This window comes from Gilliamella sp. X-57 (assembly GCF_057063565.1).
In genome coordinates, this window is sequence record NZ_JBXSQI010000018.1 from 1 (window position 1) to 20915 (window position 20915).

At 35.3% G+C, this 20915-nt stretch carries 20 protein-coding genes; 8 read left to right on the top strand and 12 right to left on the bottom strand.

The genetic code is table 11. The annotated features are described in order from the left end of the window. Window positions 1-446 (top strand): integrase core domain-containing protein (locus ACYIAL_RS09140; protein WP_483751271.1); only part of this gene is annotated, 446 nt, incomplete at its 5' end. A 201-nt stretch (window positions 447-647) separates the two neighbouring features. Further along, window positions 648-884 carry an Imm8 family immunity protein gene (locus ACYIAL_RS09145; protein ID WP_483751528.1) on the top strand — a complete coding sequence of 79 codons (237 nt, stop codon included), beginning with the start codon at window positions 648-650 and terminating at the stop codon, window positions 882-884. A 223-nt stretch (window positions 885-1107) separates the two neighbouring features. On the opposite strand, the gene mmuM is transcribed toward ACYIAL_RS09145, so the two are convergent. From mmuM to mfd, 5 genes are all read right to left on the bottom strand, one after another. Continuing rightward, the gene (gene mmuM / locus ACYIAL_RS09150) at window positions 1108-2049 is read right to left on the bottom strand and encodes a homocysteine S-methyltransferase (RefSeq protein WP_483751486.1); all 942 of its coding nucleotides are present in this window, start codon (window positions 2047-2049) and stop codon (window positions 1108-1110) included. After that, entirely contained in the window at window positions 2039-3439 is a 1401-nt protein-coding gene (gene mmuP / locus ACYIAL_RS09155) for an S-methylmethionine permease (protein ID WP_174797461.1), read from the bottom strand. Before mmuP ends, mmuM begins: the two co-directional genes overlap by 11 nt. An 85-nt stretch (window positions 3440-3524) precedes the next feature. Next, on the bottom strand, window positions 3525-4808 hold the full coding sequence (locus tag ACYIAL_RS09160; RefSeq protein ID WP_483751487.1) for a YdgA family protein: 1284 nt from the start codon (window positions 4806-4808) through the stop codon (window positions 3525-3527). 314 nt (window positions 4809-5122) lie between these two features. Next, the gene (locus ACYIAL_RS09165) at window positions 5123-6631 is read right to left on the bottom strand and encodes a YdgA family protein (protein WP_483751488.1); all 1509 of its coding nucleotides are present in this window, start codon (window positions 6629-6631) and stop codon (window positions 5123-5125) included. 36 nt (window positions 6632-6667) lie between these two features. After that, window positions 6668-10126 (bottom strand): transcription-repair coupling factor, encoded by a 3459-nt coding sequence (mfd, locus tag ACYIAL_RS09170; RefSeq protein WP_483751489.1) that lies wholly within the window; start codon window positions 10124-10126, stop codon window positions 6668-6670. Window positions 10127-10284: 158 nt separating this feature from the next. Between mfd and lolC the strand changes: the two genes are divergently transcribed. The 3 genes from lolC to lolE are packed head-to-tail and all read left to right on the top strand — an operon-like array spanning window position 10285 to window position 13436. Further along, window positions 10285-11487, top strand: a complete 1203-nt coding sequence (lolC, locus tag ACYIAL_RS09175) for a lipoprotein-releasing ABC transporter permease subunit LolC (RefSeq protein ID WP_174797478.1) — start codon at window positions 10285-10287, stop codon at window positions 11485-11487. After that, entirely contained in the window at window positions 11480-12196 is a 717-nt protein-coding gene (lolD, locus tag ACYIAL_RS09180) for a lipoprotein-releasing ABC transporter ATP-binding protein LolD (RefSeq protein ID WP_483748055.1), read from the top strand. The genes lolC and lolD overlap by 8 nt, the downstream gene beginning before the upstream one ends. A gap of 1 nt (window position 12197) precedes the next feature. Next, entirely contained in the window at window positions 12198-13436 is a 1239-nt protein-coding gene (gene lolE, locus ACYIAL_RS09185) for a lipoprotein-releasing ABC transporter permease subunit LolE (RefSeq protein WP_483751490.1), read from the top strand. 57 nt (window positions 13437-13493) lie between these two features. On the opposite strand, the gene ACYIAL_RS09190 is transcribed toward lolE, so the two are convergent. From ACYIAL_RS09190 to ACYIAL_RS09200, 3 genes are all read right to left on the bottom strand, one after another. Continuing rightward, entirely contained in the window at window positions 13494-14225 is a 732-nt protein-coding gene (locus ACYIAL_RS09190; RefSeq protein ID WP_483751491.1) for a rhomboid family intramembrane serine protease, read from the bottom strand. 87 nt (window positions 14226-14312) lie between these two features. After that, entirely contained in the window at window positions 14313-14765 is a 453-nt protein-coding gene (locus ACYIAL_RS09195; RefSeq protein ID WP_483751492.1) for an N-acetyltransferase family protein, read from the bottom strand. Between the two features lie 640 nt (window positions 14766-15405). After that, window positions 15406-15810, bottom strand: a complete 405-nt coding sequence (locus tag ACYIAL_RS09200) for a DoxX family protein (RefSeq protein WP_174797454.1) — start codon at window positions 15808-15810, stop codon at window positions 15406-15408. A gap of 135 nt (window positions 15811-15945) precedes the next feature. On the opposite strand from ACYIAL_RS09200, the gene ACYIAL_RS09205 reads away from it, so the two are divergent. From ACYIAL_RS09205 to ACYIAL_RS09215, 3 genes are all read left to right on the top strand, one after another. Beyond that, a complete protein-coding gene (locus ACYIAL_RS09205; protein WP_483751493.1) occupies window positions 15946-16857 on the top strand; it encodes a LysR family transcriptional regulator in 912 nt (303 codons plus the stop codon). Between the two features lie 138 nt (window positions 16858-16995). After that, window positions 16996-17877 carry a DUF4261 domain-containing protein gene (locus ACYIAL_RS09210; protein WP_483751494.1) on the top strand — a complete coding sequence of 294 codons (882 nt, stop codon included), beginning with the start codon at window positions 16996-16998 and terminating at the stop codon, window positions 17875-17877. A gap of 92 nt (window positions 17878-17969) precedes the next feature. After that, a complete protein-coding gene (locus tag ACYIAL_RS09215) occupies window positions 17970-18860 on the top strand; it encodes a DUF4261 domain-containing protein (protein ID WP_483751495.1) in 891 nt (296 codons plus the stop codon). A gap of 139 nt (window positions 18861-18999) precedes the next feature. Here the strand turns inward: ACYIAL_RS09215 and ACYIAL_RS09220 are convergent, their stop codons facing one another. The 4 genes from ACYIAL_RS09220 to ACYIAL_RS09235 all read right to left on the bottom strand — a co-directional run bounded on the left by ACYIAL_RS09220 (window position 19000) and on the right by ACYIAL_RS09235 (window position 20896). After that, the gene (locus ACYIAL_RS09220; protein WP_174797450.1) at window positions 19000-19284 is read right to left on the bottom strand and encodes a hypothetical protein; all 285 of its coding nucleotides are present in this window, start codon (window positions 19282-19284) and stop codon (window positions 19000-19002) included. A gap of 9 nt (window positions 19285-19293) precedes the next feature. After that, window positions 19294-19800, bottom strand: a complete 507-nt coding sequence (locus tag ACYIAL_RS09225; protein ID WP_483751496.1) for a hypothetical protein — start codon at window positions 19798-19800, stop codon at window positions 19294-19296. Window positions 19801-20011: 211 nt separating this feature from the next. Continuing rightward, a complete protein-coding gene (locus ACYIAL_RS09230) occupies window positions 20012-20503 on the bottom strand; it encodes a hypothetical protein (protein ID WP_483751497.1) in 492 nt (163 codons plus the stop codon). Between the two features lie 33 nt (window positions 20504-20536). Continuing rightward, window positions 20537-20896, bottom strand: coding sequence for a hypothetical protein (locus ACYIAL_RS09235; protein WP_483751498.1), 360 nt, complete (start codon window positions 20894-20896; stop codon window positions 20537-20539). Between the last annotated feature and the right edge of the window lie 19 nt (window positions 20897-20915).

Below are 20915 nucleotides of genomic sequence, written 5' to 3' on the forward strand. Positions count from 1 at the left end.
GTAGTGGTAATCAACGTCGCTTTAGGACATTCAATGTCATCGATGACTTTAATCGTGAGGCGCTAGGCATTGATATTGCGGTAAGCTTACCGGCAGGGAGAGTTACCCGTTACTTAGATAAACTGGCTGAATATCATGGGTATCCATTAAAAATACGGGTCGATAATGGACCAGAATTTACAGGAAAAACCTTTATAAACTGGGCAAAGTTACATGGTATAAACATTGATTATATCCAGCCCGGTAGTCCTTATCAAAATGGTTATATTGAACGATTTAATCGTACCTATCGTACTGAAGTACTCGATTTATATCTTTTTAACAACTTAGCACAAGCAAGGAGAATAACCGAAGAATGGTTAACGATTTATAATACTGAAAGACCGCATGAGGCGTTAAATAACATGACACCGATTGAGTATAAAACACTAAAACAAGCAGCATGATTTTCTACGTGAGTTGTGTACTAGGTTTGGGGTATTTACAAATCCTGAATTATTTTTACAAAATAACCGCCCACAATTAACGTCGGAGGGGGCATTATTATCGGGTGAAAAGGTCACGGTGCTGGCGGAGAATGAGTTTGACGGTCGAAGAATAAAGATAGGTAATGCGCATTTGAATATTAATAATTAAAAATAAAAATAATATTAAAATCATTTGGTTACATTGATGATGATCCAACTATATATATTCCCGAAGAAAATGATAATTTTTGTATCACATTAAATCTATCTATAGGTTTAGCCGATAGTAATGAGGCTGATTATTTTGATGTAATGGTTTGTACACCAAAATGGTTATTAACAAAAATTTCGGAACCTGAACTCTTGCGCTATACATTATCAGCGGAAAATTGTAATTTTTTAGTATTTTTAAAATAAAGCTCATTAAGTTTCCAAGTTCACCGCTGTGTAGGTGATTTAGAAATTGCGATATTTGTCAATATATAGCATTTAACGCTTTATTGTTATTTATATAAGATAAAGCAAATCAAAGTTTTTTTTGACAGCGTTGGCTGTTTTGCTGTGGTTAGATTTGAGGCTGTTGGGGATATGATGACCAGCTCATAATATTCCATAACGATCAAAACCAACCACTCTAAAATTAATAATCTTTTAATAACCCCACAATATCTTCAATATCATTAGGTGTTGTTTGGCAGCAGCCACCAATTAATTTAGCGCCCAATTTAACCCAAGTTGGCAGTTGATTGCTGTAAGTGCAATTATGTTGATAATTTTTGTGCCACTGTTTGGTGGTTGGATCATATTGTTCACCTGAATTTGGATAAACAATTAGCGGTTTGGTGGTAAGTTTATTTAGTACCTGTAACGCTGGTGTTACGCTTTCTAATGCAATGCAGTTAACACCAATGCTCACAATTTGTTCGATATTATTTAAATAATCGATAACTTGTGATAATGCCGTGCCATCGCTAAGATGCTGGGCATCTTTTAACGTTAACGAAAACCAAGCGTTGATTATTGGAAACTGCTGTATCAATTTAACTAATGCTTTGATTTCGGAAAATGAAGGCAGGGTTTCGCAAGCAAGGATATCTACCTTAGCGTCAATCAAAGCTTCAATGCGATCACGATGAAAAGCAATAAATTCAGCTTCGGTAAGTTGATAGTTACCCGTATATTCTGAACCATTAGCAAGATATGCTCCATAAGGACCGACTGAACCAGCAATTAGTAATATTTTATTTGGGTTTGTTTCATTTAAATACTGCTGCTTAGCTTGCTTTGCAAGTTCAACACTAGTTTTAATTAATTTGATTGATTCATCAAATGTAATTCCTTTTTGTTCAAACCCTAATGGTGTGGCTTGATAACTAGCGGTAATCGCACAATCAGCACCAGCTTTAAAATAGTCATAATGGACTTGGCGGATCAGTTCTGGTCTTTCGATTAACACTTTTGCTGACCATAAACTGTCGTTAAGATCACAGCCACGACGTTGTAACTCGCTGGCTAGTGCGCCATCAATAATGATGTATTTTTTTTGCTTTAATAGTGTACTAATTGGATTATTATTTTTCATTTTTTGCCACTCGCTTTTGATGGGCTTGGGTAAAGTGGTGGGCAATAAAGCAGACAACCACAAAAGGAATGCCACAATAAAGTGCAATACGTTGTTCTGGATCGAATGCGAGTCCAATACAAGCAATTAAACATAAAATAAAGCCTAAAATAGGTACAAGTGGGTAAAATGGGGCTTTATATTTTAGATTGTTTTGCTCCTCACGAGTTAAACTTTTTCTAAAAAAGAAGTGTGAAGCGCAAATACTTAGCCAAACGGCCACCACGGCAAATCCTGAAATAGCTGTCAAGGCAACAAAAACCGTGTTAGGCGCAATAATGCTTGTGAGTAATGCCAATAAGCCACCTAACATACTGATGGAAATAGCAAAGGCTGGAACGCCTGTCTGATTAAGTTTACTGAAGCATTTTGGTAATGTACCTTGGTTGGAAAGCGACCACAACATGCGTCCAGAAGCATAAAGTCCCGAATTTGCAGCTGACAAAATGGCGGTTAAAATTACAAAATTAAGACAATCGGCAGCATAAGGTAAGCCGATATTTTCAAAAACGGTAACAAAGGGACTTTCGATAACGCCAGCTTGATCCATTGGCAATAAGGCTGCTAAGACAAAAACGGTGCCAATAAAGAAGATGATAAGTCTTAGAATTGTGGTTTTTATTGCTAACGGAATGGTCTTTTCTGGCTCTTTTGTTTCACCAGCGGCAATACCAATAAGTTCCGTGCCTGAAAAGGCAAAATTAACCGATACCATCGTCATAATAATCGGGGTAATGCCATTCGGGAACCAACCATTATCGGTAATATTGTGTAAAAAGGGCGCAGGGATGTCATTTTTCATAGGGACAAAGCCAAAAATAGCTGCTGCACCAGCAATAATAAAGATAATAATGGTGATCACTTTGATAATCGAAAACCAAAATTCACTCTCAGCGAAAAATTGTGCGGTAACGATGTTTAATGCCAAAATCACGGTGCAGAAAGTAGAACACCAGACCCAAATAGGTGTATTTGGAAACCAATGCTTCATACAAAATCCTGCTGCGGTAATGCTTGAGCCGAGTGCGACAGTCCAAGTTAACCAATATAACCAAGCAACAGTATAACCCGTTGCAGGGCTAATGAACCGCGAGGCATAAGTATGAAAGGCACCTGTTTCTGGTATGGCGACAGCGAGTTCTCCAAGGCATAACATGACTAGGTAGACCACTAATGCACCAATTAGATATGCGATAATTGTGCCAATTGCACCTGCGGTAGCAATAATGTAGCCAGTGTTAAAAAAGAGACCCGTACCAATAACGCCACCAAGTGATAGCATAATAAGATGCCGAGTTTTCATGGTGCGTTTGAATTGATTTTCGGTTATAGATGATGAATTTATATTCATAAGTATACTTTTTGTTTTAGTTATAAAATAAAATTCCGCCTGAATAATAGGCGGAATAGGTTAGTTTGATAAAGCAATTGGCTAGCTATAAGTGATCAAAGAATTCTTCTTTTGTCATTGTTTTGCCATTTACGCTAACTTCGTTACTATCTTTGGTTAGGCTAACATCAGAATAGATACCTTGAGTTTTGTCATTGCTTAAAGTTAAGAATTTAGCGTTACCGACTAAAAATGCCGACATAAATTGTAGATTTTGTTTTGCTTTAGCAACTTGTTCTGGCGTTACCTCGCTAGCGTTAGCGTTTTCAATTTGCGCTGACAAATGAGCTAACACATCAAATGGTGCTTCCAGCTTTAATTTAAGGGAGTTGATTTTTTCGTAATCAGCTTTATCAATGGCTGAGCTATCAACATCAGAAATATCAAACTTTAGGTTAGCATTAAGATCGCCAGCAGCATTATGCCAATTGAATTTATTCAACGAAAATTGGATATTGTGTTTTTTGTTAGTATCGCCTGAGTCAGGATAATCCATTCCCAATTGATTGCTAAATAGTTGTTTATCAAGGCCTTTAAAGTCAAAATCTAATGAACCATTACCCAAATTTTGTTGACCAAAAATAATTGAATCAACGCGGCTAAAAAACGAACCATCAACGGTGTTGGTGGCGTTATTTAAGACATTTTTTTGGTCCATAACAAATTTATTAATAACAATCGAAACAGGATTTGATCTTAATGATATAGGATAGGTTAATGAGATTTTATCGATTTCCACTTTAGTTGAAATATCAGAGCCCGAGGTATAGCTACTAATGGTGTAATTACCTTTTCCAATTTCAAATGCACCATCAATGACTGGGATTTCGTTTTGAGTGGTTTTAATCGCTTTGCTTGCTAATTTAACGGTGATATATTCACCATAACTTATACCCGCATGCCCAGTAATAAACGGCTGGTTACCCGCTAGTTTCCAAAGTGTTGGATTGGCTTGCTCGGCCATTTCGTATTCTAACCAAGCCATCTGTGGGGCAAAGGTTCCTTTGGCTAGGGCTGCAACAGGGAAGGGACCATGATGGATAGTGACATCATCATCAAATAGGGTTTCCGGTTGAGCATCTTCTCCTGTAGCATTTTGCAGTGATGCTGTAACGGTTAAATGTAATTTAGTTGAAAAGATATGCTTTTCATAATTACTTTTTATCACGGACACTACAAAATCGTCTTGACTCTGGTTAAATTTGTTTGTGATTTGTGCCAACTGGTTGTCGATATGATTTTCGATCATGTTTCCGGTGTACCATGCAGTGCCTACGTAAGCAATCCCTAATACAGCAATTATTCCTATAGCAAGTGTGGTTTTTTTCATTATAGTTCTCTTAGTTATTCATTATATTTTAAATTATCATTTTTGATGAGTTGCAAAATCAGCCAACAAATTTTTAATATATTCAATACGATCGATTTGAGGTGATTCTGATTTTTATAATTCTAATCGATTTGAGCTTTCTAGGCGATAGTTTTTTGACTTTTTGTAAAACGCATTTAACACAAGTTTAAATTGATACCTTACTGTATTATGATGAATACATTATTAACCATTAAGCTTGAGTTTAAAATAATCGCCAAGTTAACCAAAATAACTGAAACAATTTATAACTATATGAGTGTTACAAAAACAAATTATAAATTTTTAAAAAAATCTTTTTTATCTAGTAATTGCCCATTTACATTTACGTTTTGACTGCCTTTTGTGTACTGCACATCAGAATAGAAACCTTCTGTTTGATCTTTATTAAAGGTAAAAAATGGTGATTGACTAAAAAGCTTTTTTGAATTGGTTTTTATTACAAAGTTTTCTTTTGCAATTTGTTCTGCTGTAACATGGCTAGCGTTAGGGTTTTCGATTTGTGCTGATAAACGAGCTAACACGTCAAATGGTGCTTCGAGCTTGAATTTAAATGTGTTGATTTTGTCGTAATCTTTTTCATTAATACTTGCGTTATTAATATCTGATATATTAAACAAAAAGTTAACATTGATATCGCCGCCAGCATTGTGCCAATTGAATTTATTTAACGAAAATTCGATATTATGTTTGTCGTTCTCACTTATGTCAGGAGCATGTGTTTTAAATTGATAATTGAAAAATTGTTTATCAACCCCCTTGAAGTTAATATCAAGCGATCCATTGCCCAGATTTTGTTGACCATAAATAATCGAACCAATACTACTTACAAGCGAACCCTCAATCGTATTGTTGGTGTCATTTAAGACATTTTTTTGACTCATCACGATTTTATTAATAATCACCGACTCAATTTTTGGGGTGGATGATTTCATATTTAATGTAATTTTATCAATACTGCTTTGCTCATCAATATTTTGATTTTTGTAGTTAACCCGACCTTTGGATTTGAAATTGTTGACATCAAAATTTCCTTTTGAGATAAAACTATCAAAACTGTATTTAATATTGCCAATATTAAATTCATAATCGATGTCTTCAGTGGTACTGAGTGGCTTTAATGACAAATTAAAGTCATCAAAGTTAAAATGGGTATCGTCAGAAAGAAAAACTAATTTATCCAGTTTGATTTCAGTCTTGATGTCAGAACCATTGGTATAGCTACTAAAGGTATAACTGCCGTTACTGATATCTAAGATACCATCATGAATGGCCGGGATTTCGTTCTGTGAGGCTTTTATCGCTTTGCTTGCAAGTTTAACGGTGATATATTCGCCATAACTCATACCTGTATGCCCACTAATAAACGGCCGATTGCCGGCTAGTTTCCAAAGCGTTGGATTAGCTTGTTGGCTCATTTCATATTCTAACCAAGCCATTTGTGGGGCAAAAGTCCCTTTGGCAAGCGCAGCAATAGGGAAAGGGCCATGATGGATAGTGACATCGTCATCAAATAAGATTTTTGGAGTAGCATCTTGGATAATAGATTTATTTGGTGACGCTGTCACAGTTAGATGTACTTTAGTTGAAAAGATACCCTTTTCATAACGACTTTTCGTAACGGAAAATGTGAAAACGTTTTGAATCTGATTAACTTTGTTTGTGACTTGGGCTAATTGGTTGTCGATATGATTTTCAATCATGTTACCGGTGTACCATGATGTACCTACATAAGCCATACCCAATACAGCAATTATTCCTATAGCAAGTGTGTGTTTTTTCATTATAGTTCTCTTAATTATTCATGATATTTTAAATTATTATTCTTGATGTTCTGCAAAATCAATCAATAAATTTTTAATATATTCAATGCGATCGATGCGTTGTAATTCTGATTTTTGTAATTTCAATCTATTTGAACTTTCTAGGCGATAATTTTTTGGTTCTTTTTGAATTATTTCAATTAAATAATCGACTGATACCTTATTGTCACTCCCAAATTCAATATAACCGCCTTTTTCGCCAAATTCGATTTTGGTAATGCCTAATTGGATTGCCTGATAACGGATTTTGGTGGTTTCTAATAAAAACAGCACGGCATCGGGTAATTGACCAAAGCGATCTCGCATTTCGACTTGAATGTCAGTGAGTTCGGCAAGATCGGTGATGCTTGCAATGCGTTTATATAGCGATAAGCGTGTATTGACATCGGGAATAAAGTCATCAGGAATTAATGTTGGCAATCTTAACTCTACTTCGGTTTGTTGGCTATTAAGTAATGATTCCAGTGTGGGTTCTTTGCCTTCTTTTAGTGATTTGACTGCATCATCAAGCAGTTCAATATAAAGGTTAAAGCCAATGGTTTCAATTTGCCCACTTTGATCACTACCCAATAGCTCGCCTGCCCCCCGAATTTCAAGATCGTGCGTAGCTAAGGCAAAACCTGCACCTAAATCTTCTAGGGATGCGATCGCCTCTAAGCGCTTTTTAGCATCTTTAGTGAGCAATTTAGGGTGTGGCGTTAATAAATAAGCATAGGCTTGATGGTAAGAACGTCCAACTCGCCCCCTGAGTTGATGTAACTGAGCTAAACCAAATTTATCGGCACGATCAATAATAATAGTATTGGCGTTAGGAATGTCGATACCGGTTTCAACAATGGTAGTACAAACAAGTATGTTAAAGCGTTGATGATGAAAGTCATTCATCACACGTTCTAAATCGCGTTCATGCATTTGCCCATGTCCAATGGTGATGCGTGCTTCGGGCACTAGTTCTGCCAGTTTTTCGCTGACTTTTTCGATATCAGAGATGTCATTGTGTAAATAATAAATCTGACCACCACGTAAAATTTCACGTAAAATGGCTTCTCTAATCACAAGATCATCATATTCTCGAACAAAGGTTTTTACCGCCAGTCGTCGAGCAGGTGGTGTTGCGATAATCGAAAGATCTCGCATACCACTCATTGCCATGTTTAGCGTTCGTGGAATTGGGGTTGCTGTTAGCGTTAAAATATCGATATTTGCTCGCATTGCTTTAATGCGTTCTTTTTGACGAACGCCAAAGCGGTGTTCTTCATCAACAATTAGTAAACCTAAATCTTTCCATTTGATATCTTCTTGTAGCAATTTATGCGTACCAATCACAATATCAATTTTGCCTTCGCCAAGAGCTTCTATAATGGCTTTTTGTTGTTTGGCTGTTTTGAAGCGAGACAGACTCTCTATACGGATAGGCCAATTGGCGAAACGGTCGCAAAAGCTTTCGTAGTGTTGTTCTGCAAGCAGGGTTGTTGGCACTAAAACAGCTGTTTGTTTATGATTAATCACGGCTAAAAACGCAGCACGAATAGCAACTTCGGTTTTACCAAACCCCACATCACCACAGACTAATCGGTCCATGGCATAAGGCGAGCACATGTCGCTAATTACTGCACCAATAGCATTTTGTTGATCATCAGTTTCTTGATAAGGGAATCCTTGGCAAAATAGTTCATATTGCTCACGGTCTTGTTGGAATTGAAACCCAGGTTTGCTTTCACGTTCAGCATAGATATCGAGTAACTCCGCTGCGACATCACGCACTTTTTCGGCCGCTTTTTGCCGAGCCTTACTCCAAGCATCAGTGCCTAATTTATTCAGTGGGGCGTTTTCTTCATCGCCACCTGAGTAACGACTTATTAAGTTTAATGACGAAACTGGCACATAAAGTTTGGTTTCATTAGCATATAACAAAATGAGATATTCTGCTGTAATACCGCCCGTTTCTAATGTGGTGAGCCCCGCATAGCGGCCAACGCCATGTTCTAAATGAACAACGGGTTTACCTGGTGTGAGTTCAGCTAAACTTCGAATAAGTGAATCGGTATTGATGGCTTGTTTACTTTCTTTTTTACGACGAATAACACGTCGACCTAGTAACTCATTTTCGGTAATAAACGCAAAATTATCTTGCTGATTAATAAAACCTTGCTCGCTAGCACCAACGATTAAATAAAATCGGCTATTCGCATTGTTGGGTTCATCGAGCTGCTTGATGGTAGTTGGATGAATACGAATTCTGCCAAGAATTTCTTGTAAAGCTTCTTTGCGTCCTTCTGATTCAACCGAAAAGATGATTTTTCCTGAAAAATCATCAACAAATTTTTGAAATTGCAAATAAGGATCTTTTTGTTGGATCTCAATAGCAATGTTAGGCAATGTTGCATAAGGTAAATTAATATTTTTACTTGATTCAGTTGTTGCCACATGCGATACAATCATTCTTGGATAGTTTTTAAAATTGGCAAAAATTTCGTCAGTTTTAGACCAAATAACACTTGGTGCAAGTAATGGTCGCATAGGATCGACTTTGCGACTTTCATAACGCTGAGTAATGTCTTGCCAATACTTATTAGCATATTGCTCAATATTAACAGTATTGATAATTAAGGTATTAGCTAAAAAATAAGAAAATAGTGGTGTTAACGGTTCGTTAAAAAACAGTGCTTGCCAATATTCAATACCCGTTGGCAAAATATTTTTGCTCACTTGTTGATAGATACTTTCTGCATCTAATCTGACTTCAAATTGTTCTCGCCATTGACTACGAAACAGTTCGATAGCTGTTTTATCAAAAGGAAATTCGTGCGCTGGTAGCAATTGTATTTCAGCGATTTCATCAAAGGTGCGCTGCGTTTCAACATCAAAAGTGCGAATGCTGTCGATCTCATCATCAAAAAAATCGATACGATAGGGTTTATCACTACCCATAGGGTAAATATCAAACAAAGCACCACGAGTGGCATATTCGCCATGCTCCATTACTTGGCTGACTGAGCGATAGCCAGCATTTTCAAGTTGAAGACGTAAATGTTCACGGCTAATTTGTAAGCCTTTTTTCATCATAAACACATGTCCACCCAAATAGCTTTGTGGGCAAACTTTTTGCATTAGGGTATTAATGGGCAAAATTAATGCCCCTTTGGTTAAATGTCCAAGATGATAAAGGCAAGACAGACGTTCTGATACGATATCTTGATGGGGAGAGAAGCTATCATAAGGCAATGTTTCCCAGTCAGGAAAGATAATAGAAGGAAATGGTGAAAATTGTTTAAGTTCTTCGTGAATACGCGAGGTTTGTTGCATATCATCAGTCACAATCACAACTAAACCTTCATGTGCGTCTATTGCTTTTGCACAAAATTGTGATAAGGATGAGCCAACAAGCTGCCCAATTTGCTTTACTTCACCTGATTTTTGGGGAATTATGTTTGAAATATTAACTGTTTTAGGCATGATGAATTTGTTGATATCGTTGAAAAATTATCACCAGATTATAACGTAATTACGTGGTTGTTTTCTATAACTGTTTAATCCTGTATGATAAGCACCTTGCATTTAACTAGCAAAACTTTGTCAAAAAGTTTCAGGTAATATATACGTTTATGTCAAAAATATTTCGTCCATTAGTATTTTATATTGGTTTGCGTTATGTCTATGGTCAAAAAACGGATGGCTTTGGTCGCTTTGTATCATGGCTGTCGATGATTGGCATTATGTTGGGTTCTATTGGTCTAATTGTTGTGTTATCTGTAATGAATGGATTAGAAGACCAGATGCAAAACAGTATTCTAAGATTCTTTCCTCAGGCGCAAATCACTTCTATTAAAGGTAGACTTGATCCAAGTGCTAACCCTAGTTCATCATTTGAAAAGATTAAGGGCGTTAATCGTATCACGCCTTTAGTCACTAGCGATGTGGTATTGCAAAGTGAACAAAGTATCACTGTGAGTACGTTGATGGGAATTACACCAGAAGATAATGATCCTATCAATGATTATATCTATAGCGGATCGGTATTTGATCTACAAGCGGGGCAGTATAATGTCATTATTGGGCAAACATTAGCCAATCAATTAGGCGTAACCGTTGGCGACAAAATTCGCTTAATGGTAACAGATGCTAGTCAAATCACCCCAGTTGGTCGCATACCGTCGCAGCGTTTATTTAACATTGTAGGGTTGTTTTCTGTTAACCATGACATCAATCAAGCGCTTATTTATGTCAATCAATCTGACGCTAAAAATCTATTACGTTATCCAGCCAATATGATTAGCAGTTGGCGTCTGTTTCTAGATAAACCGCTTGATATTGCATTAGTAACGAATACTCAATTACCTGAAGGCTTAGTGTTTAACGATTGGCGAGCAAAACGTGGTGAATTATTCCAAGCCATTAAAATGGAAAAAAACGTCATGGGGTTACTTATTAGCCTGATTGTAATTGTAGCCGCTTTTAATATTATTACTTCGTTAAGCTTACTGGTGATGGAAAAGCAAGGTGAAGTGGCTATTTTAAAAACTCAAGGGCTATCGCGATTTAAAATTATGTTAATTTTTATTATTCAAGGCGCAAGTTCGGGTGTAATCGGTACACTATTAGGTAGTGCCGTAGGATTGCTACTTGCTGTTAACTTAAATGAAATCATGCAAGTGTTAGGTTTATCTTTAGCTGGGATTTTGCTACCTTCACTGGTTGAACCAACGCAAATTATTTTTATTATTATCGGATTGCTTATGTTATCGTTAATTTCAACTCTTTATCCTGCATATCGCGCCGCCAATATCCAACCTGCCGAGGCTTTACGTTATGAATAATACAGAAAAATTGCTTTCAGCTAAAAATCTTTATAAAACTTATAAAGAAGGCAAAATGGTGACCGAGGTATTAAAAAATGTCTCGTTTGATATTTATCCAAAATCATTACTCGCCATTATTGGGAGTTCCGGTTCAGGTAAAAGTACCTTATTGCATTTACTCGGTGGACTTGATAAACCAACTTCAGGCGAAATTATTTTTAATTCTCATCAGCTAAGTCAATTATCTGAACAAGAAAAGGCACGTCTACGCAATCAAGAAATCGGTTTCGTCTATCAATTTCACCATTTATTGCCTGATTTTACGGCACTTGAAAATGTGACAATGCCATTGTTAATTGGTGGTATGTCGCCAAATGAAGCTAAAAAACGGGCTATGGCAATGCTAGAGTCAGTTAACTTAGTCAAACGAGCTCATCATCGACCTTCTGAACTTTCTGGAGGGGAACGTCAACGCGTGGCAATAGGGCGTGCATTAATTAATAACCCAGCTTTAGTGATGGCTGATGAGCCAACGGGTAACCTTGACAAATCAACGGCAGATTCTATTTTTGAACTGTTGATTAAATTAAACCGTGAACACGGTACTGCGTTTTTGGTTGTTACACATGATCTTGAATTAGCCAATAAACTTGATAAACAATGGGTAATGAGAGACGGGCAACTTTCTGATAGCACATTATCAGATAATCAATTAATGGATAATTAATATGAATTTATCTTTAATTACCGCTCTCAAATTTCGGAAAGGACGTCGCAAAAGTGGTATGGTGTCGTTAATTTCGATTATTTCAACACTTAGTATTGCTATTGGTATTGCTGCATTAATTATTGGGTTAAGTGCTATGAATGGCTTTGAGCGGGAGCTACATAATCGAGTTTTATCGGTCGTACCACATGGTCAATTATATCCAGAATATGGCAATTTAGATAATTGGCGTCATGTGCAAAAAGAGCTTACAAACAGTAACAATATTGTATCGGCAGCACCCTTTGTAAGTTTTACTGGGCTTATTGAAAATGGTAGTAAACTCGGTGCTGTTGAAGTACAAGGGATTGATCCTGAACAAGAAAAGCAAATCAGTGCACTGCCTAATTATGTGCTGAATAATAAATGGCAAGATTTCAAACCTGATAGCCAACGCATCATTATTGGTGCGGGAATTGCTAAAAGCTTGTCGGTGAGTGAAGGGGGATGGGTTTCTTTATTAATTCCTGCTTCGAGCACTCCAAACCAACTTAAGCCACCGAAAAGGGTTCGTTTGCAGGTGGTAGGTATATTAGAGTTAAGCGGTAGTTTAAGCAATAATGTTGTCTTACTACCCTTAACCGATGCGCAAAAGTTACTTAATATAGGTGACAGTGTCACAGGTATCATGATTAATGTAAATAATGTTTACCAAGCTAATCAGATTATTGGACAAGCTTCGTTAAATCTAGAAGAAAACCTATCATTTACTAGTTGGGAAAACTCATTTGGCTTTATGTATCGTGATATTCAAATGATCAGGCAAATCATGTATCTGGCCATGATTGTGGTTATTGGCGTTGCTTGTTTTAATATTGTGTCAACTTTAGTGATTGCCGTAAAAGATAAACAGCGCGATATTGCTATATTAAAAACGCTAGGTGCAACCAACCAACTAATTAAACATATTTTTATTTGGTATGGGGTGATTTCTGGATTAATTGGTAGCTTAATCGGGGTAATTTGGGGCGTGGTATTGTCTTGGCAACTGTCGAATATTATGGGAGTTGTTGAGTCATTAATGGGGCATAAAATCTTGAATAGTAATATCTATTTTATCGATTTTTTACCCTCGGAAATTCATCTATTTGATGTGTTGGTAGTGTTTATAACTTCCATGTTACTTAGCTTAATTGCTAGCTATTATCCCGCTAGGCGTGCTTGTAAAGTCGAACCAGCTCGAATCTTAAATAGTTTCTAGAATTGAGCTACATAAAAAGGCGCTGTTTGATTGTTTATCATCAGTGCCTTTTTGTTTTTAATTGTAAATATAATAATCACTGGGTAAAGCATAGTGCATATAGACTATATATAACCCTAATGCCGTAACAGTAAATAGTAAACTAATAATAAGTAAGGTTAACTTGCTTGGATATTTGAACGTTTTAATACATAACGAAATCAGCCCACCAAGCACAAACCCAGCGCAAGCGCCACCGATATGTGCCATATTATCGATCGAAGGTAATAAGCCTAATCCTGCCGTCAAAATTAAACTGATCAGCATCGCTTTGACTGGCATTTCTTGTATATTAGCCTTACACACTAAGCAATAAGCTAATAAGGCGGTAATAATGCCTAAAATAGCACCCGAAGCACCACAGCTGATTATATTTTGATTAATGGTGGCTATATCACTTGATAAGCTTCCCACTAGACCTGAAAAAAGATAAATACCCAAAAAAGCTATGGCGGGAATGCGCTTTTCTAAAATTGGTCCAATGCTCCATAATGCCAGCATATTCATAGCTAAATGGGTAAAACCGACATGCATAAATAAATTGGTGAACATACGCCAATATTGGCCAGAAAAGGTCAATCCTGCAACATCGGCACCCCAATCAATCAGAAAGTGATTTTCATAAAGTGTCGAAAAACCACGACTATCAAGTAACCGGAAGACAAAAAAGCAAAGGATATTTATTACCACTAAAGTCGAGGTGATTTTAGATTGACTAGCGTAATATTTAATATCATTTAAGGTACTCATTAAAAAACCTTTTGAATAGTTGAATTTTATTGATAATAGGTGGGTTAATCTAACCGTTTACCCCATATCATTAAATCACGCTGAATATTATCCAATTCTGCAATTTTTGGAAGAAGCCCCCATTGTTGATATTGCATTTTTTTTAAATAAATTAACACTAGGTAAATTATGCCGAAACACATAGCTAAAAATTGCCTCAATTCCTACTTGTTTAGCGAATTGTTCAATTTTATCCACCATAAATTGACCAATTTTTTTACCCCGAAAATTTTGATGAAGATATAAGCTAATCTCAACCGTTTTATAAAAAGCAGGGCGACCATAAAACGAAGACAAGCTAATCCAACCACAAGGCTGGTCTTGATATTTTATTAACCAAAGCGGACGATTTTGAGGGTTATGTTGGTAAAACCATTCTAATCGACTTTCAACAGAAACAGGCACCGTATCAGCAGTCACTTGGCGACCAGCAATTGTTGAATTATAAACATCGACAATAAATGGTAAATCTTCTAATGTAGCATCGTGGTAAGTGATCATGTTTTTTTGCTGTAAGTGGTTTAAAGAAAAATTATTGTAATTTTATTATTGATTATAGGCAATAAGGGATATTTTTATCTTGAGGGAAATACAACGTATCAATAGTTTATGGGAAAATAAAAAACAAATAAAATCAAATTTCTATCTAACTGTTAGTTTTATAATAATATTTGCTCATTGTCAAAAAATGAAAACTTTATCTAACCCTTTTTTTTATCAATAAATAAAAGCAAATAAAAACAAATAATTAAATATTGCTGATAAAAAAGGGTTTTTAAAAATAAAAATCTTATTTGCCTTTTGCCAAACAAGCTTTATAGTATATTGGCTTCTAGTTCACCGCCGTATAGGCGGTTTAGAAATGATAATCGTTGATGTTCAACAACACCGCTTGGTTCACCGCCGTATAGGCGGTTTAGAAAAACCGTGTAATCTTTTAGCGCCAGTTGCGTTAGTTCACCGCCGTATAGGCGGTTTAGAAAATTGTTCTATTTAGCATTTTACCGGTCAGTCCGTTCACCGCCGTATAGGCGGTTTAGAAAAAATAATTTATATACTATGTGTAGGAATTATTCGCATTGTTTACAGTAATTAGAAAAACTACGGTATAGTACTAACAAAAAATAACTTTCATCTTATCTCACTCATACTTCGTATCTTTAAATAATACACTAAATCGACCACTTCCCAACAACGCCAAACTAAAGGCGCTTAGTGCCATAAAAGCAGGATACTCCCAACCGCCACCGGCATTACTAAATGACCAGCCATTTACTGAATGAATGAAACTAATGACAATCATTTGAATAACAGCGAGTGAGCTGATCATACGAGTTAGCACCCCTAACAGTAATAACACGCCACCACCAATTTCAAAAGCAATTGTTAAATAACCGACAAATCCTGGCAAGCCCAGTGATTCAAAATATTGAGCTGTGCCATTAGGGGTAAAAACAAGGAGTTTAGTTAATCCATGCGCCAAAAACATAGCGCCTAACGCTATACGTAATAAAAGTGATGCAATATCAGTTTGATATGGTTTGATATTATTGTTCCTATAAGTAAATAAATTAACATTGTTCGATAGTTATGTATTTATATTAATGGTTATTTATTTATGTATAAATAGGGTAATATGTGACTTATTGTCTCATAAAATGGAATAATAGGGTGGAGTTAGATGAATAGGTCAAATAAATTATTAGAAATGACAGTATTTGTAACCGTTGTTGATTGTAATAGCTTTGTTGAGGCTGCAAATAAATTGAATATGTCTAAGCAGGCTGTGTCGCGTTATATTCAATCGTTAGAAGATCGTTTGCAAGTGCGATTGTTGCAACGAACTACCCGGAAAATGGTCATTACTTACGAAGGACAAACGTTTTACTTGCAAGCAAAAGCTATTATTAATGCAACCATAGAGGCAGAAAACGCAATAAGCATGAATAAAGTAAGTCCCCAAGGTATGCTTCGCATTAATGTACCTGTTAGTTTTGGTATTTTATATTTAGCGCCTTTATGGCAAAAATTTATCGATAAATACCCCAATATAGAGTTGGATATTACACTGTCTGATCGTGTGGTTGACTTACTTGAAGAGGAGTATGACCTTGCTGTTCGAATTAGTCGATTAGAAAACTCATCACTAATTAGTCGAAAACTGGCAACCACACAAATTATCGCAGCAGCTTCACCAGATTATGTTGCCAAATATGGCATGCCCAATCATCCTGATGAATTATTAAATCATAAAATTATTATGTATAGCCAATGGGCTAAAAAAGAACAATGGCATTTTTACAAAGATAATACTTATGACTCAGTTAATTTAAAAGCGAATATTTATTGTAATAATGGCGATACTTGTCGCCAAATTATGTTACAAAATGGCGGTATTTCACTACAACCCGATTTTATTATTGGTCAAGATATTAAAATGAAGAGGTTGGTTCGTGTTTTGCTAGATTATAATGTCGAGGATTTGAATATTTATGCTATTTACCCAAGCCGTAAATTGTTACCACTTAGAACACGTTGTTTAATCGATTTTTTAATCGGTGAACTTAAAGATTACCGAAGGTTAGTTTGTTGAGAAATGGATTACGTATTGTTTGAAATACTTTGTAATATACATATAATGTATCAAAAACTGCATTAAATAGCCTTTTATTATTTTGGTAATAAATTGGGATAATAAATTTAAAAAAATAAATTTAATAAGGAATATAAAATGAGTCTATTTTCCCGTCTATTTAGTCGTTGGGATAATAAAATTCGGCAATCGGATGACATTTTAGTTGCAAATTCTTCTATTGAAAATCCTCTATCTTTGGTAGTGCTATTCAATGACAATCTCTCTTTTAATCGACATAAATTATTAAAAACATTACGCAAAGTCGATTCGTCAATGAAAAACATCCGATTACCATCATCCATTGAACAAATAACTGATGGCGCTGATACCCTTGTGGCATGGGGGCAGCATATTATCAAAATTGTTGGTTTTAATGCCCCTTGTCCTTCCGAAATTTTACAGCCGTGTATTGAAAATAGTCAAAACACGCGAGAGCTTAAGCAACAAGTTTCTCATCACCAAAGCCATGTAATTTTATACTATGTTGGATTTGAAGAGGATTTAGTTGAGCAATATGTTGCTTTAACACAGTTTGCTGTTGGATTTGAATATTGCGATATGAGCGCGCTTATTAATGCAAAGGCTCATCAAATTTTAGCAACACATGTTGCTAGCGCACTGGCAAATGAACAACAAGGTGTCTATTTGTTACGTAATTGTTTACCACTATTTTTTATTGGATTTGTGGAATTTAATGTTGGCCATTTTGATGGCGTATGGATGCGTACTTATGGTGCAGACGCTTTTGGTTTGCCCGATTTGGCTATATTAGCCAATAGTTATGAAGATAGCGAGAAGTATATGAACATGTTCAATAATTTATTGCTTTATTTGCGGGATAGTGGGGCAGCGATACAAGCAGGTCATACTACAGAAGATACCGAAGGCAAAAAAATGTTATTACGTAGCCCATCAGCACAAGAATCTTTTTTACAAATTGGTGGAATGGTGTTGGTGATGGAATACCTTGTTGAGTAATCTTCAGCAATAAATCAGATTTATTTATATAACGATTAACATCCTCTTGATAATCATCGATTTTAGAAAAATTTAATATTAAGGAAGAATAAATGAATATTTTTTCACGTCTATTTGGTAAAAAGTCACAGCCACAACAAGCTAGCGGGGCACTAGTTGAAAACCCAGATATTAAGGAAGCATTAGCATTAGGTGTTGTGTTTAAAGGGCAATTTTGTTTTGAGGAAGATAATTTATTAAATAAATTACGCAATATAGATTCATCAATGAAAGACATTCAATGTCAACAGCCATTTGGACAGTTAGATGATGGATGTTATATCTTAGTTGGTTGGGGAAAACATGTGATTAAGCTATTTGGAATCAATGCCCCATATCCTGCTGAGGTTTTAGAAACTTGTGTAGCATCTGCACATTATAATCAGGATATCAAAGCGCAAATTCGCAATAATGATAGCCATTTAATTTTATATTATGTTGGGTATGAGCAAGATGTGCTTGAGCAATACCTAGCTTTAACCCGTTTAGCTGCTGGTTTGGAGGAGTTTAACGCTTTGGCTGTGATTAACGGAAATGGGCATTCTTCGCTACCAATAAATACTATTCGTGGATTGGTTACAGATAAAGGTGGAATTGATAGTTTATGCCATTGCTTACCCTCGTTCTTTTGCGGATTTGTGAAATATGAAGTTGAAGGTGTTAAAGGGGTATGGATGCGTACTTATGGTGCGGATGTTTTTGGCTTACCTGATTTTGCTGTATTAGCCAATAACCATGATGAGGGGGAATATTATTTTGAAATGTTTGGTAATATCCTAGAGTATCTACGTGATAGTGGTGCAACAATGAGTCCAGGCGATACCATGGATGTGGGCGATAATAAAATGATGTCATTACGCGCTCCACAAGATGATGAATACTTTTTGAAAGATCAAGGTCATGTTTTGGTAGTTGAAATAAATAGCAATAATGCAACTGCATAAATACTTAACTTGCCAGCAAAATTAATCTAATAAAATAAACGTCTATTTTTAAATAGTGCGTTTATTTTTTTATATTCATTTTATCACTTAATTTATTGCTTAATTTACTTATCGATAGTGCTAACCCATTATCAAAAATTTATTTTTTCATTGTGAGTACAATATCGCCAGAATTCAGCCTTACCTTTTCGCCATTATATTGGTACTCAGACCACAGGGAAGGGTTATCCGATTCACAGTCATTAATGATTCGATATTCACTATAACCTGTATTACTGCCCAAGATAGGTATAATTTCACCAACAGATCTTTCAATATCATGTTCAGACAAGTAGATAATTAATTTTTTGACTAATGCTAGTTTGTGTTTTAACTCTGGATTATCTTTATATGATGATTCAATAAAATCAATAATATCTAACATTTATAACCTTTATAAAAATGTAAAACCAAAAAAATGATTTGGGTCAAAAAGTAAATTACCACAGTCTTGACCATTGAAGTAAGTTATACTCATTGAGGAAAAGGGTATTGATGAGTATGTTATATCGGTGATACTTACGGCCTGCTCGGTTTTGAATAATTGTGAATAAATTGACATTAATGAAAAATGGTCATCATCATCTAAAGAAAACCATGCTTTAATTTCTGTTAATTCATTATATTGTATAATACCTGCTTCATTTAAATATAACTCAAAAATAACTTTATCAATAATAAAATATAATCTATCATAAAGCGGGTGAAAAATCGGTTGAGTAGCATAATCAATATAGCCAGCGATCATTACATCCTTTAGTTCACCAAGCATTAATCTATCAAAAAATCCCTGCATGATTAATCCTTTTTTACTTTGTACAATTAACTCAAAAAACGAGTCTGTTGTAATCAGTATATCAAGAAAGTTTTTCATATTAAAATCAACATTTACGCCATTCATTTTTTCACCTATACTTATTTAAGCATGTATGGGTAGCTTCTGCCAAAGCCTCAAACCCCACGTACAGCGCCCCCTCAATCTTGGCGGTGATTGGGTTTTGTTTTCCTATATCTTATCGTTTAAATACTTGAACACTAACATGCAGTTGCTCTAAATAATCAAAGTTATCGTATGCAAATGTTGTCACGCTCAACTTGCATCATTAACTACTTCAAACATCATCTAAAAGACATCTATTATTTGATAAATAGAATTCACCGATTTCTTGCACATCTTTATCGTCACTTTGTAAAGCTAAAATCGCCAATTTTTTTGATAACTTCTGGCTAAATGAATTGAATAAATACATCAATATACCAAATGTTTGATAATCCTGTTGCCCTAAAATAGGTATAATATAATCCCAAATATGTTTTTCTAGCCACTGTGTATTGATACTTAAAATAATCTCTTGGCATAATTTTGTATTGCCATCTAAATATTGCATAATGTTGATAATTTCAGGTAATAAGCTTATTTTGATTGCTTCTGGAAATTGTTTGATCAAGTGTAATAACAAGGGATCAAACTTTTGGGTTAAATGTGTTTTAATTAATTCAACGGCATTAGGCTGATTAGCTAATAAATAGAGTTTATTTAATAAATTATCCTGTAGATTAATGCAGTCGGTTAAAAACTGATTTATATCATTAAATGAGTGCATATTTCGGGTTACCTGTTTTATCTATGATGTTGCTCAAGGTTTTATCTGGCAAAACCATATCCAATTATCATGATGAAAATAGAATGCAATATTGTTATCAGGGCAGATAAGTAGGCTATCATCATGAATATTATCTAGACAATGGGTTGATATTTCTATCCCATTGGTATAGGCATCATAATAATATCCTGATTTAATGGTATAGTGCTTTATAATTTGAGTAAATTTTTCAAAAGCATTGTTATCAATTCTTACACAATGGTGATTCAAATGTTTATCAAGATGTTTGATGTTATTGGCAAATTTCTGCCACTTTCCATTAATTAGAAAGTGATATCGTTGTTTTTTATCTTTCTTTATAAAGTTGTTTATAAAAAAATTTAGATGATTCATAGTATATTGAATATCAAGT